The sequence below is a fragment of the Lysinibacillus sp. COL-1 genome (genome assembly GCF_059814265.1).
The window spans coordinates 759,089-772,958 of record NZ_JCAWSJ010000003.1; the positions used below are offsets into that span (position 1 = coordinate 759,089).

At 32.6% G+C, this 13,870-nt stretch carries 12 protein-coding genes and 1 pseudogene; 12 read left to right on the plus strand and 1 reads right to left on the minus strand.

Annotated elements, in window-relative coordinates:
* Window positions 1-269: 269 nt before the first annotated feature.
* Window positions 270-946: pseudogene (locus AC6BKE_RS08055) on the minus strand (IS30 family transposase); the annotation flags it as partial.
* 715 nt (window positions 947-1,661) lie between these two features.
* On the opposite strand from AC6BKE_RS08055, the gene AC6BKE_RS08060 reads away from it, so the two are divergent.
* The 12 genes from AC6BKE_RS08060 (at window position 1,662) to AC6BKE_RS08115 (ending at window position 13,665) form a co-directional block, all read left to right on the plus strand.
* Complete coding sequence (locus AC6BKE_RS08060) at window positions 1,662-1,811, plus strand: hypothetical protein (protein WP_186436198.1); 150 nt, start codon at window positions 1,662-1,664, stop codon at window positions 1,809-1,811.
* A gap of 862 nt (window positions 1,812-2,673) precedes the next feature.
* Window positions 2,674-3,240, plus strand: a complete 567-nt coding sequence (locus AC6BKE_RS08065) for a MarR family winged helix-turn-helix transcriptional regulator (protein ID WP_499856417.1) — start codon at window positions 2,674-2,676, stop codon at window positions 3,238-3,240.
* A gap of 228 nt (window positions 3,241-3,468) precedes the next feature.
* Window positions 3,469-4,296, plus strand: a complete 828-nt coding sequence (locus tag AC6BKE_RS08070; protein WP_499856453.1) for a serine hydrolase domain-containing protein — start codon at window positions 3,469-3,471, stop codon at window positions 4,294-4,296.
* A gap of 745 nt (window positions 4,297-5,041) precedes the next feature.
* Window positions 5,042-6,223, plus strand: coding sequence for a DUF2399 domain-containing protein (locus tag AC6BKE_RS08075; RefSeq protein ID WP_499856419.1), 1,182 nt, complete (start codon window positions 5,042-5,044; stop codon window positions 6,221-6,223).
* Window positions 6,205-6,786: a hypothetical protein gene (locus AC6BKE_RS08080; RefSeq protein ID WP_499856420.1), complete on the plus strand. Its 582-nt coding sequence runs from the start codon at window positions 6,205-6,207 to the stop codon at window positions 6,784-6,786. Before AC6BKE_RS08075 ends, AC6BKE_RS08080 begins: the two co-directional genes overlap by 19 nt.
* 466 nt (window positions 6,787-7,252) lie before the next feature.
* Window positions 7,253-7,963 carry a cytochrome c biogenesis CcdA family protein gene (locus AC6BKE_RS08085; RefSeq protein ID WP_009374095.1) on the plus strand — a complete coding sequence of 237 codons (711 nt, stop codon included), beginning with the start codon at window positions 7,253-7,255 and terminating at the stop codon, window positions 7,961-7,963.
* A gap of 39 nt (window positions 7,964-8,002) precedes the next feature.
* Complete coding sequence (resA, locus tag AC6BKE_RS08090; RefSeq protein WP_036075026.1) at window positions 8,003-8,536, plus strand: thiol-disulfide oxidoreductase ResA; 534 nt, start codon at window positions 8,003-8,005, stop codon at window positions 8,534-8,536.
* A 40-nt stretch (window positions 8,537-8,576) separates the two neighbouring features.
* On the plus strand, window positions 8,577-9,938 hold the full coding sequence (locus AC6BKE_RS08095; RefSeq protein ID WP_009374093.1) for a sensor histidine kinase: 1,362 nt from the start codon (window positions 8,577-8,579) through the stop codon (window positions 9,936-9,938).
* Between the two features lie 16 nt (window positions 9,939-9,954).
* Window positions 9,955-10,632, plus strand: coding sequence for a response regulator transcription factor (locus AC6BKE_RS08100; RefSeq protein WP_009374092.1), 678 nt, complete (start codon window positions 9,955-9,957; stop codon window positions 10,630-10,632).
* A gap of 12 nt (window positions 10,633-10,644) precedes the next feature.
* On the plus strand, window positions 10,645-11,571 hold the full coding sequence (locus tag AC6BKE_RS08105) for a F510_1955 family glycosylhydrolase (RefSeq protein WP_009374091.1): 927 nt from the start codon (window positions 10,645-10,647) through the stop codon (window positions 11,569-11,571).
* Window positions 11,572-11,592: 21 nt separating this feature from the next.
* Window positions 11,593-12,327 (plus strand): urease accessory protein UreH domain-containing protein, encoded by a 735-nt coding sequence (locus AC6BKE_RS08110; RefSeq protein ID WP_009374090.1) that lies wholly within the window; start codon window positions 11,593-11,595, stop codon window positions 12,325-12,327.
* A gap of 165 nt (window positions 12,328-12,492) precedes the next feature.
* Window positions 12,493-13,665 carry a D-alanyl-D-alanine carboxypeptidase family protein gene (locus tag AC6BKE_RS08115; RefSeq protein ID WP_009374089.1) on the plus strand — a complete coding sequence of 391 codons (1,173 nt, stop codon included), beginning with the start codon at window positions 12,493-12,495 and terminating at the stop codon, window positions 13,663-13,665.
* Window positions 13,666-13,870 lie beyond the last annotated feature (205 nt).

Consider the following 13,870-nt stretch of genomic DNA (forward strand, 5'->3'; position numbering starts at 1 on the left):
TTTTTTGGATGTTTGAGCTTTATTTAATCCATTATAAAAAAATAAATAATAAAACAGGTTCAAAGTGGCTTAACAACCTGTGGATTGTGATAGTATTAATTACTTTTATTACAATTCAATTGTATTTGGAGTTCAAATTGTAAGAATAAATAATAGAAAATCATAGTATATTACTTATGCACATTTTTGTAATCATGAGGTAATAAACAGTAAATGGTGGGTAAAGCTGGCTTATTAAAGTCAGCTTTATTTTTTTATACGATGATTTGTCAAATTAAGTGCAACAATTGCTCATTAAAAGCTTCGTTTGCAGTTTTCCAACCAAGACATTTTCTTGGTCGATTGTTGATATAGTTTAATGATTCTGTAAGTTCTTCTGGTGATACTTCTTCGAAATTTGTTTGCTTAGGGAAGAATTCACGAAGTAATCCATTTCCATTTTCGTTATTTCCGCGTTGCCAAGAAGAATATGCGTCCGCAAAATAAACATCAATTTTCAAGTCTTTTTCTAACACTTTATAGCAGCTAAATTCTTTACCTCTGTCTGTTGTGGCTGTTTTTATAGTGCCTTTTGGTAATTTAGTATGAAGAAGACGTACTGCTCTTGAGCGATTTGGTATCAAAAAGCCAACATACCACCGTGTCATTCGCTCAATACATGTTGCTACACAACCTTTTGCTTTCCCACGTCCAGATACAATTGTATCTAACTCCCAATGTCCAAAGGTTTCACGTTTACGTACTTCTTTTGGGGTTTAGAAATTGGTGTACCAATGTTAAATCTACCCCTTGTTTCGCGGGGCTTTTGACGCTTACCTTTTTGACGGAGAACGGTTATAGGCACTTCTAAAAGACCATCCTAAATCCAGCGATAGATGGTTTTAAAACGCAGATGTCCTTGATACAAGCAGCCGACAATTTGTTCAGGTGACCAAGTATCCCGCAACTTTTCTTGAACAGCTTATTTCGAAAAAAATGCTTAGAAAGAATGCGCCAGATTTATGCGAAAAAATTGTTAAGCGATACAAAGCATACTCATCTGAATTGAGAAAAATAAGAATAGCTAAAATTGTAGCTGAAATAGAAGTTGCTGCTACCACACTACATAACCAAGATTTTTATCCAAGTATAGGAAAATCCAAAGGGGATTAGGTAACAAAAGTATTTTTTTTGAAGGAATAATTAGACAAGTTTGGAGAGAAGTAGTAATAAGTTTAGGTTACAAAGTGGATTAAACCATAAGATTTCCTAAAATAAAAATATCAAACATAATGCTTCCAAAAGTTTAAATTCTAGTCGAATTTGGAGTTTCGGAAGCATTATTTTATGAACTTTTATGATTTATCTAGGTGTTTTATATTAATTTGGAATGGGATTTTCCCGAAAAGCTCTTTTGTATTAATGCGTGGAAACTATATCGTTTATTGAACGGAAATTTTACGATTTACGTCACATAAATAAGAATAAAGGTAACATCATATGAAATGTGTACGGATACAAATATTTTAAATACATTTGGCTATGAATTATTTACTAAGCTTTTACTGAATTTAAGGTTAGGCAGTACACCAATATAGTAAAAATGTATACATCAGCAAAATAAGGTATATTATATTTGTTGAATAGATTTTCTTTAAGACAGGAAAAGTAGGTGAACCAAAGTGGGGAAATATCAATTGGATACCAAAGGTAAGGCAGCTGTGGCTAAGTATCATGAAAAACACAAACCTGCCAAATTCGATAAAAAGCAGCAACTTGAGAAAATACGTGCAGAGTATTTGAAAAAGAAGCAAGAACAAACCGATCAATAATATGAATGAAAACATAGGAAGATTAATATCTCCCTATGTTTTTTCTTTTCAATTGGTCGTAGGGTTAATATTCTCCCGAATTTTAGATGTAGCGATAGAAACTCGTCATTAGATATCCGTTCCTCGATAATTTGAAACAACATAGCCATTTAGCTGGGGCCGACTTCTTCGATTGAGGACAGAAATTACATGATTTGACTACATTTTTCTGTTTTGATAAAAAGCTTAAAATCTGCTGTGTAATATTGCAATTACAATTAAGCCCCAACTACGATTGAGGGGAGATAGTCATGAGGTGAGATAACCAAGTGTTTTTCTCTTTAAACTGAGATCAAACTTTTGGGCTCAAAGGAAGGTCAAAGAATTTAAGTGAATGCATGTTTCAAACTCTTCAATGCTCTAACCTCTAGTATTAATTTATATATTTATTTTTTAAAACCTGAATGTCTCAGCATCTCCATCTTTAAAACATCGGATTCAATAATAGAAAACATTGGTTTTAAAAAGGTTTATCTAATGAAAAATTAACTTTATTTATAGCATCCCTGAAACCAGAACGCAACTAAGTAACTCTTAATGCGAAGTGTCAGAAGAATTATTAATTTTTTACCACCATGTAGATGGGATGAGAAATCCAATTAGTCGAGGTGGCACAAAACTCGATTGGACTGACAGAAGTCATAATGAGGCCTTTGATTATTACACTACATGCACCTTCACCCCCTTTTTTATCCACATAATTTTTCCTGTTTAACAATCGGATATGTTTAATTTTAAAGTAAATTAGACAGTATATTGACTAATTTTGAAAATATGATATGCTAAATTTTAGACAATGTATTGACTAAAATGGAGGTTGGATATGGATATCTACAGAGAACTTTTTTTAATGCAACAAGCCTACGGTACTCTATTTTCACTAGCAAATAAAATTCAGGTAAAGGGTGACAAATATTTTGAACTTCTAACATCCAGACAATATATGGCAATAGTGGCAATTGCGCATTTGCCTGAGGATGAAACGACTTTGAATAACATTGCTAGGAAATTAGGCACCACAAAACAAAGTGTAAAACAATTAATCACTATTATGGAAAACAAGGGATATGTCAATGTAGTACCTAGTCGTAAAGATAAACGAGCGGTTAATGTGAAAATAACTAATACAGGAAAAGATGTCTTGCTTGTAGTTGCAGAAAAAGGAATCTTTTTTTTGGAAAAACTTTTTAAAAATCTAACAACGGAAGATTTAGAAACAATGTGGGACCTTTTAAGGAAACTTTATAGTTTTGATGGTGAAGAACATGATGGGTTTGAAGCAAATGGTAACTTACAAATGGATAAACCGAATATCGAACTACAAACAAGAGTAATGAAGGAGTTTGAGAAGCGAAGAGTTCAATCGAATAATAACGGGAATGAAATGTGAGAGAAGGTATTCAATTATGTTTGAAATAAATGATGAAACATTACGATTAATTAATAGAGCCAGTAAAGGAAAAAAAACTTAAAATTAACTATTGGTTATTTAATAGACAATAGATTCGTAATAAAAATTTACAATGAGGATGGTGAACTTGATTCATCGATTAAATATTATTATGAAATTGGGTCTATTACAAAGACTTTCACCGCATCCTTACTATCAAAATATGTAATTGAAAAGAGGTTGTCCATAAATGATTCAATCCAAAAATATGTAGAGGAGGTTAGGGGAAAAGGTTATTATCCTACATTGCTCCGCCTCGCTACCCATTCTTCAGGGTATTCTGCAAGATTGCCATTTAGTAAAAGAGAATATTCAAACCTACTTCTAGGCTTGATTATGGGTGGTAGTGATTTGAAAAAGAATAATCCTCTAAATATGGATTTTATTAAAATGAGAAGGCTAATGGAAAGTATTCAATTAAAAGAAAAAGAATATTCATGGAAATATTCCAATTTTGGTATATCCCTTATTGGGTATGGGTTAGGAATCGTATCAGGTAGGGGATATTGGGCTACTATGAATGACTTTCTACATAAAGAGCTTGGACTAAGCGATACTTATTTAGGTACATCAAATAATAATTTACATGGTTACGATAGAAAAAATAATGATTGTGGAAATTGGAGCTGGAACAAAGAGAATCTAATATCACCTGCGGGAGCAATAAGTTCAACTGCTGAGGATTTATTGAAATATGCCAAAATAAATATTTACGAGGACCAACCCTATTTGGGCCTTAGTCATAAAAAGCATGGAAATGGAACAAAAAAGTATGACATGGGGCTTGGGTGGTTTCTTTTAAAGAAAAATAATAATGTTATTTTGCATGGCGGTGGAACAGGCTGCTTTAGTTCATTTTTAGCGATTGATAAAGAAAAGGAAGTTGCCTCTGTAGTCTTAGCCAACTATCAATTAGGTAGAAATAATGATGAAAATATTGGAATGTCCTTATTAGATAGTCTACAAAAATCCGTTATTATTGAACGAATCAACTAAAGATTTGCAGTAGGTATTGTAAACTAAATATTGGTACTCAAAGAACGGGCACTTTTCTAGTAATATGGAAAGTGCCTTTTTAGTTCAAAACTATCCATTTTGGGGGGTACTGGATATTTACGTTTGAAAATGTCTTTTTTGTACAGAACAGAATTTGGAATTAATAAATTTTAGGTGGGAGAGTGAAAGGCGTAAGATATTATCCGAATAAGTAATAAAAGATAAATAAATGGAGGATTCTTTGAATTATAGCTAAATTTAGAATTACAGAAGCATTTTTAATGAGCTTTTATGGTGTATTTAGGAATTTTAAAATGATTAGAAACAAAATAACCCAAAATGTCTTTTTGTTATAATGCGTGGAAACTATATCGTTTAATAAATAAAATATTTAAATATAGTTTTTTTGAATTTAGGTTATCTACTTATAGGTAGTATTAATATTATTGAAAAATTACCTAGTGACAAAATTATTGAGAAGTTCTAAAGCATAATAACACTGATTTTTAATCAGTCCCCAAATTTACTTCTATCTATATGGAAGGGATTTTTCTTAAAAAGATGTTTCAGTAAGAAACGGCTATGTACGAAAAGATCCACCAGTTGGTATTTTAGTTATGCGTATGATGCCAATCAAATTACTTGATAGCATCACAGATATGACTGTGTGACTTGCTCTCCCACAACAATTAAACATATGGTACGCTACTACTAAATAGGGCACAAAGTAGAGGAGGGTTTCGCAATGCATGAGGCATTTATCCAATCGTATTTTTTGAAAAAAGATGAGTCGGTTGAAAAGGTAGAACAGCAAGAGCAATTAATGGTTGCGACTATTGTTAAAAAGACGGCACGTACATTTCGTAAAGTCGCGCATTTAAAGTTGACAATGCATACAGCATTTACTGCCCCTCTCCCTAAAAAATTAGCATCCTATAAATTCACACCAAATGCGAAGCGACTGTTAGATGAATCGAATGACACGATTCAACAGTGGCTACAACAGGGCTGGATTGTGCGCGAAATTCGTTATCACACGGACGGCATTAGCGTTAAGGAGGATTATTACCGCATTGGCCCGGCTTACATAGAAGCGCAACAAAAATCTGAGCAGCAACAGTTCATAAAACAACAGCAACAGATGCAGACGTTACAGCAAAGGGCGGAGCAACTAGCGTTACCAGAGATATTTCAACAGGCGATTGAATGGAATGCGCTGCCTAAACAGTGGACGGTGCAAAAGAGAATGAAATATATTGAGTTTTGTTTAGCGTTTTATGCGTTATCTGTGCAAAAGGACCTATTTGATTTTAAGGAGATCGGCGCGAGCTTACACGATAAGATAGGAGGTTCAAAAGTATTTGATCAAGAGCGGGAGGCTTTTTTAGCGCAGTTGGAGCAAAGTCGGATTGACCCGACGCTTTATGGGCTTGTAAGCATCGGAAAAATTGTGCCAATTTATTTTACTGGTAATATACAAAGCAGTGTTGCGACGTATGCAATTGGCGCGGTACATGCGACGACGGATAATGCGGTCTTAACATCACCTTTTACAACGACAAGTACAACATTATGGCTTGTTGAAAACCGTGCTATTTTAACACGTATGGCTGTAGAGACGGAATTTTTGCGGCAAACGAATTCTTGTATCGTTTGTTTAGACGGACAAATTCGTTCTGCGCATAAACAATTTATAGAGCAATTACTGCAATCAGCTATTAAACAAACGATTATTTGGACAGATACCGATAGCGCAGGTATCACGATTGCTAAATATGCTGCCGCCTTAGTTAAGGGAACGGTAAAAATTGTTGGGCGAGATTATGAACTGTATCATTCAATCGAGAGCTATGCTGCCCAGGTGCAAGAGGCACATGAACAGGAGCAGCAGTTAGGAGGGGTGGAACAATGGATAAAATGGATATAAAAGCACCGATTTCTATTTTTACAAGCGATTACCAAACTGCAGAATTTATGAAGTCAATGCGTGATTTAGCATCATTAGCAGGTGTCTTAAAGGAATTGAGCACCGAAAAAATGTACGATTCCCCAATCGAAACCATTCGTTTTTTAAATGTCATTCAGTTAATTAATGAGGCCTCTCTGGGCATTAAAGATGCTATTGATAACGAAGAAGTGCTGTACTACCGATATCAGTCTACGTATTTACAGGACAATGATCCGCCAACATTAGCGCAAATTACGAGAATGCTCACAATTTTAGAACGCAATAATTGGATAATCAAACAGAGCCGTCAAATTAAAATGCGTGACCGGGGGAAAAATTTAATGGACGGATTAATTCGCATGGGAAACGATGCACTTGCTTACTATATGCAGGATGATATTGGTCGCTCGCTATTTCAAGCAAGACGCGATGCCGAAATAAGTGCCGCCTACGACGACCAAGGGATTTCTGGAGGCAATAAAATCGCATCAATGATTTACAATGTGGAAGAGGTGTTCAGTTACAATAAAGTTCTATACTAGACAAAATAGTTGTATACTTTACAATAAAGTCTTATACTGGACAAAAAAGTTGTATACTGGATATTCAAACAATTTCTATGAGTGATTCTAACTATATTATTGTATATAAATAAGATAAACCTTGATACAGTATGATGCTGTATCAGGGTTTTTGTTTTTTCAAAATGGCTTTCAAACCTTTCATTTTTCTAACTATATATATATAAAGTAGGTACATTAAAATAACCTTGGTACATTGTCTACTGTGCCAGGGTTTTGTTTTGTCATTATTACCGTTGAATTATAATCCTTAGAGCAGGAATTAAAACTTTTTTTAAAAAAAAATTGCTATTAATTAATGAGTTGTAGAAAGGTATCAAAAATAAACTTCTTAATTTTGATATGTATCAACATATGCATATATTCTCCACATTTATAGTCTATACTTTATTTTTAAATGTTCTGTAGAAAGGTTGCGTGAGAGTATTTGTTAGAACAATTAAATTTAATACTTGCATTTGGGGCTGGATTATTATCATTTGTATCACCTTGTTCATTACCATTGTATCCTGCTTTTCTATCTTATATAACAGGAATATCCTTTAATGAACTAAAAGAAGAGAAAGGGATCTTAAGACGAAAGTCTTTAATACATACCCTGCTTTTTTTACTTGGTTTTTCTATTATTTTTATGGCATTAGGTTTCTCAACTTCTTTTATCGGAAAGATTTTTATTCAGTATAAAGAGTTACTAAGGCAATTTGGAGCAATTTTCATGGTCTTTTTTGGATTAGTTATTCTAGGTTTCTTTAAATTCGATATTTTACAATCGGAAAAAAAGATTAGTTTTAAAAAAAGGCCCAAAGGATATTTTGGCTCAGTACTTATTGGTATGGGTTTTGCAGCTGGATGGACACCTTGTACTGGACCAATTCTTGCCGGAGTAATAGCTTTAGGAGTGTCTAACCCCGGGCAAGGAATGTTGTACATGTTATTTTATGTGCTAGGTTTCTCTATACCTTTCCTAATAATGTCCTTATTTATTGGAAAAATGAAGTTTCTTCAAAGAAAAAATGGACTGTTTATGAAAATAGGTGGTGCAATAATGATTCTGATGGGGGTTTTATTGTACTTTGATATGATGACTAAAATTATTGCGTTTTTAACACCTATTTTTGGAGGATTTACTGGCTTTTAGTTTTATATCATATAAGAGGGGAAGGAACCAAACTTAATTATGGATAAAAAAAAGAGACGATTTCTTATGCGTTCAATTATATTAATTGTATTATTTGGGGCAATATTATTTACAGTATATACAACTTTAACTAAAGAAAAAAATGAAGTATTACAAATAGGGGATAATGCTCCAAATTTTACTCTAGTTGATATGTATGGTGATAAACATAATTTGGAGGAATACAAAGGACAAGGTGTCTTTTTAAACTTTTGGGGGACTTGGTGCAAACCCTGTGAAAGGGAATTCCCAATTATAGATAGATATTATAAGGAATATAAAGAAAAAGGTATACAGGTATTAGCTATAAATATAGCAGAATCCGACTTCGTGGTTCAAAATTATATTGACCGAAAAGGTTTAACTTTTCCGGTATTAATTGACAAAAACAAAAGTGTAATGGAAGCATATAATATAAATCCATTACCAACGACTATTCTTATTAATTCAGAGGGTAAAATAGAAAAAATAATCACTGGAGAAATGAAAGAACAGGATATAAAGAGTTACATGGAACAAATTTTACCAGACTAAGTAATAATTTTTTAGACTAATAAGAGAGGTGAAAAAATTAGTGAACAAAATCTCTACAAAATTAGCATCGTGTTTTTTTATTGTAGTGCTAATAATGGATTTATTTCTTATGTTTTATCTTCATCGAAATATAATTAATTCGAGAGTTGAAGAAGAATATTATACATTATTGGCGAATGGTGCTAATCATAGAGATGTTTTAATTGAAAATTTTTCTGAAACTACAATAAAACATATCGTTTTGATGGAAAAAAGTAAAGATCGTGCGGTGATCATTACCGATAATAAAGGAAATATCATTGGTAGTTCAGATATTAGTGAATCTTTAAGTGGACAAATAGTTTCTTTAATAAAGAACGTAGACGTAGAAACAGATGAATTATTGACTTCTAACTGGAAAGAATCCCCTTATATTATGAGTGTGCATCCTTATATCTCAAATACAAATCAATCTGGATACGTTTTAATGCTACAAAGTACTGGTTCTCTTAATAAGATGGTTCATGAATTAACTGAACATTTTGGTATGGCAGGTGCTACAAGTTTTATTGTACTTTTTATTGTTTACGCGGTTCTGTCAAAAGTTATAACAAGACCTTTAATACGGATGAAAGAGGCAACAGAGAAATTAAGCAAAGGTGAGTTTAATGTAAAGCTTGCAATTAAAAGTAAAAACGAGCTTGGTGAGTTAGCAAGTTCAATTCAGAAATTAGCCAATGATTTAGAACGTTTAAAAACAGACCGGAATGAATTTCTGGCGTCAGTGGCTCATGAATTAAGTACACCGTTGACATATTTAATTGGATATTCAAAAGTAGCGATGAGAGAGAGTCTAAGTAAGAAACAAAGAGAACAGTATCTTGAAATTATTGTTGAAGAGTCCAATAGAATGAAGGAATTGGTAAAAAATTTATTAGACTTGGCTAGAATGGACGAAAACACATTTACTGTCATGAAAGAATCTTTCTCTGCTCGATATTTTTTCGAAGCAATATGTAAACTTGTTGCTCCTTCATATGATCTCAAGAATATTAAGTTGAACTTTGTTTGCACTGAAGATTTTCAAATATATGCTGACCCATTACGTTTAGAGCAAATTGTCATAAACCTATTGGATAATGCTTTGAAATATTCAAAGGAAAATACAGAGGTAACATTAAAGGCTTGTAAAAATGAAGGGAAAACAAGAATTGAGGTTATTGATACAGGTATTGGCATTCCACAAGAAGAAATTGACTTCATTTTTGAGAAGCTATATCGTGTTGAGAAATCACGTTCTCGTGCATATGGTGGTTCAGGAATTGGACTTGCTGTTGTGAAGGAATTAGTAGAAGCACACAATGGTACCATTGAAGTCAAAAGTAAACTTGGAGAAGGAAGTACATTTACGGTGATCATATAACACATGGAGGTTAAATATGCAGACAATTTTGATTGTGGATGATGAAGAAAGAATGCTCGATTTAGTCGAATTATTTTTAATTCCACATGGATATACCTGTATTAAAGAAAAGAGCGGAATAAAGGCAATAGAGAGAATTAAGAAAGAAAATATCGATCTCGTTTTATTAGATGTTATGATGCCTGAAATGGATGGATGGGATGTTTGTGAATCTATTCGTGAATTTTCAAAAGTACCCATTATAATGCTAACTGCAAGAGCTGATAAATCTGATTTAGCTAAGGGACTTTTATTAGGTGCAGATGACTATATATCCAAGCCATTCGATGAAAGAGAGTTAATAGCAAGAATCAATGCTGTTTTGCGTAGAATTGTCGGATTTGAAAAGGATAATGAAAATATCACTTTTAAAGATTTTGTTTTAGATAAAGAAACATATTCTCTACACTACCAAAATTCAAGTGTGCAACTTACTTTAAAAGAATTTTTAATTATAAAAGCATTAATATCTCGACCTTCTAAGACATTTACAAGAGAGGAATTACTGCATGCTGCATGGGAATATGAAACAGATACAGATACGCGGACTGTTGATTCACATATAAGAAATCTAAGAGAAAAATTAAGTAAATCTGACTTTCCTACCGATGAGTTCCTTAAAACGGTTTGGGGAATAGGGTATAAATGGAGTTAAAAGGAGAAAAGTATGAAAAATTACAAAATTTGGTTAGGTCTATTAGTTATTGTTTTAGTTTTAAGTGCTTGTAATTCAAAAGAAAAAGATAGTTATTCATTTGAAGAAGTGGATAACCCAAAAATTGAACATATACATGGTTTGGGATATATAAATGGTAAAAGTGATTTTGTAATTGCAACACATAGAGGATTGTATAAATATGGTGTAAAGGGTTGGGAAGAAGCGAACAGCCAAAAACATGACTATATGGGCTTTCAGGCGGTCAAAGATGGCTTCTATTCAAGTGGACATCCTGAGGAAGGCTCAAACCTTAAAAACCCTTTAGGAGTTATAAAAAGTACAGATGAAGGAGCAAATCTAGAACAATTAGCCTTTTACGGCGAAATTGATTTTCATTATCTTGCAGCTGGTTATGATTCGAATACAATCTATGTCATTAATGAAACACCTACAGAGAATATGAGTGGTGGATTGCATTATTCAATTGATGAAGGGAAGTCTTGGACTGAATCAGCTATGAATGGCTTTAATTCCGAGTTTGTTTCTAATTTATCAGCTCACCCTTCCAAAAAAGAAATAGTTGCAATTGGTAGTAAAGATGGAATCTTTGTTTCGAATGACTATGGAGTTAACTTTAAATTACTTAAGTCTACTCAAATGGTTACATACGTAACTTTAAATGAGAATGGGGGTTACTATACAAACTATGACTCAAATTCTGTTTCCCTTAGATCATTCTCATTGGATAGTAAAGAAGAAAAAAATATACAACTCCCAAACGAGATAATGCAAGACCCAATTATTTATATCGCTTCTAATCCTACTAATCGAGAAGAAATTACTTTTGTAACAAATAATCTTAACTTCTATCTTTCTAAGAACGAAGGGGAATCGTGGGATAAATTAGCTTCAGAAGGGGAATTAAAAATAAAATAAGGTTATTGAAGGGTGATTGAGATGTATAATTTGATGTCTCAAATTAGTCAAACCATAAGTGAACCAGTTTCTGTATTCTTAAATTCATATGAGCATTCCCCAATCATTATATCTATCCTCCTTGGGTTGATAGGTGCATTTGCTCCATGTCAACTGACTGGAAATATTAGCGCTATTACGTTATATGGTAATCGTACTATCCAATTAGGTAGTAATTGGAGAGAGATCGTTTCGTTTATTATGGGTAAAGTCATAGTATATAGTGCAATTGGTTTGTTGGCGTGGGCATTTGGACAAACATTTGAAAACAAAATAATTAATTTCTTTCCGGTTTTCCGAAAATTGATTGGTCCTCTATTAATACTTACCGGACTTGTGTTAATGGGGACAATAAAGTTAAGAATATTAAATCGAATTTCAAAGAACGTTCCTACTATACTAAAAGAAGGTTATATTGGTTCCTTTTTTCTAGGAGCTAGTTTTGCAATTGCATTCTGTCCAACAATGTTTGTACTCTATTTTGTATGGCTAATGCCAACCGTTATGTCGACTTCATATGGATTAGTGTTACCTGCAATATTTGGATTGGCAACATCAATACCTCTTGTCATCATCTTATTTTTTATATGGTACTTTGATATTAAGGGATTAGTAATGAAGAAAAGTATTAAAGTAGGTAGGTTTATTCAAAAAATAGCCGGAGTTACTCTTTTTATTATTGGAATTTTTGACACAATTACTTATTGGGGAATGTAAATATAAATAATTTAGAAACAAATAAAAGTACATTGCTTTTCAAACATTAATAGAAATCACTATTGTTACAAGTGTTAAGTTTAGATTACGTAACTTGTTCTCCATATTTTCTCCACATATTTTTTCTAAGATACATGTGTAGATTACTATGAGGAGAATAATAATATGGAAACACATTTAATAAAAAAGGTTGCGATTTTAGTAGTAATCTTCTTAATACTAGGTTCAAATTTTGTTTATAGAGTTCATGGCGCAATGAAGGTCGAATCTCCTTTGATTAGCAGTGAAGCTGCTATATTAATAGATGAAAAAACGGGGCGAATTTTATATGAAAAAAATCCAAATCAGAAGATGGCTCCTGCTAGCTTAACAAAGATAGCAACTGCAATATATGCAATTGAAAAAGGGAACCTAGAAGACATTGTCACAATTAGTAAAAATGCTAGAGAAGTTGAAGGAACTAGGGTTTTTTTAGAAGAAGGAGAAAAGGTTAATCTAAGAAAGCTTATTCAAGGCTTACTTGTGAATTCTGGTAATGATGCAGGTATTGCTATTGCTGAGCATTTGGATGGGTCTGTAAAACAGTTTTCGACTAGTATAAATAAATATTTAGAGAATATTGGAATACAAAATACGAACTTTGTAAATCCCCATGGACTATATGATCCAGATCATAAAACTACTGCACAAGATTTAGCAAAAATTACGAAATACGCAATGCAAAATAAGGAGTTTCGTAAAATTTTTGGTCTAAAGGAACTTAATTGGGATGGCAAATCGTGGGATACTACTCTTTATAGTCATCATAAATTAATGAGAGAGCGACCTTATGAAGGAATAACGGGTGGAAAGACTGGATATGTTGATGAATCAGGAATAACTCTTATAACAACAGCAACAAGAAACGATATATCGGTTATTGTCGTAACGCTTAAAGCGCAAACAGAAGACATGGCCTATAACGATACAATAGAACTTCTTGATTATGCATTTGAGAATTTTGAGTCTAGGAATATTCCGATGGGAAAAATATATAAAATTGATGAAATGTCCTTTAAGACCAAAGAAAAACTCGATTATATAGTTTTACAACATGAAACAGTTAGTCAAAGAATCTCTGGAAAGGGTCATTTAGAGCTATTAAATCAAAATCAGGATACTATCGCATCTTTTCAGTTAGAAAATGCCAATAGTAAAATAAATAAAAATGTAACTCATAAAGACACAGAGGACTCGAATTTAAATCAGGATGCATCGGTGTACACAAAATTTAGCGTAATGTTTATTTTCGTCCTATTCATCTATTTAAAGTTTATTCGAAAGAAGAAATTAATATAAATTAAGACAAAGAATGAGGTACATTTTTATCCTCATTCTTTTTTTGTTAAATAATAATTTTATTCAAATTACAATTCATAATTTTTGCATAACTTTGGGGTAAATTAAGATTAAATAAGAAATATTTTTTCTAGGAAACCTAGGAGAAATGAATTCAAGAAAAATGAGGGAACATTCACTAAAAAAATAGTACACATCTGATTTA

Bases quoted from the DNA above. Each gene is read 5' to 3' on its own strand.
- AC6BKE_RS08065 (WP_499856417.1), top strand. From the start codon at position 2,674: ATGGATATCTACAGAGAACTTTTTTTAATGCAACAAGCCTACGGTACT.
- AC6BKE_RS08075 (WP_499856419.1), top strand. From the start codon at position 5,042: ATGCATGAGGCATTTATCCAATCGTATTTTTTGAAAAAAGATGAGTCG.
- AC6BKE_RS08080 (WP_499856420.1), top strand. From the start codon at position 6,205: ATGGATAAAATGGATATAAAAGCACCGATTTCTATTTTTACAAGCGAT.
- resA (WP_036075026.1), top strand. From the start codon at position 8,003: ATGGATAAAAAAAAGAGACGATTTCTTATGCGTTCAATTATATTAATT.
- AC6BKE_RS08100 (WP_009374092.1), top strand. From the start codon at position 9,955: ATGCAGACAATTTTGATTGTGGATGATGAAGAAAGAATGCTCGATTTA.
- AC6BKE_RS08105 (WP_009374091.1), top strand. From the start codon at position 10,645: ATGAAAAATTACAAAATTTGGTTAGGTCTATTAGTTATTGTTTTAGTT.
- AC6BKE_RS08110 (WP_009374090.1), top strand. From the start codon at position 11,593: ATGTATAATTTGATGTCTCAAATTAGTCAAACCATAAGTGAACCAGTT.
- AC6BKE_RS08115 (WP_009374089.1), top strand. From the start codon at position 12,493: ATGGAAACACATTTAATAAAAAAGGTTGCGATTTTAGTAGTAATCTTC.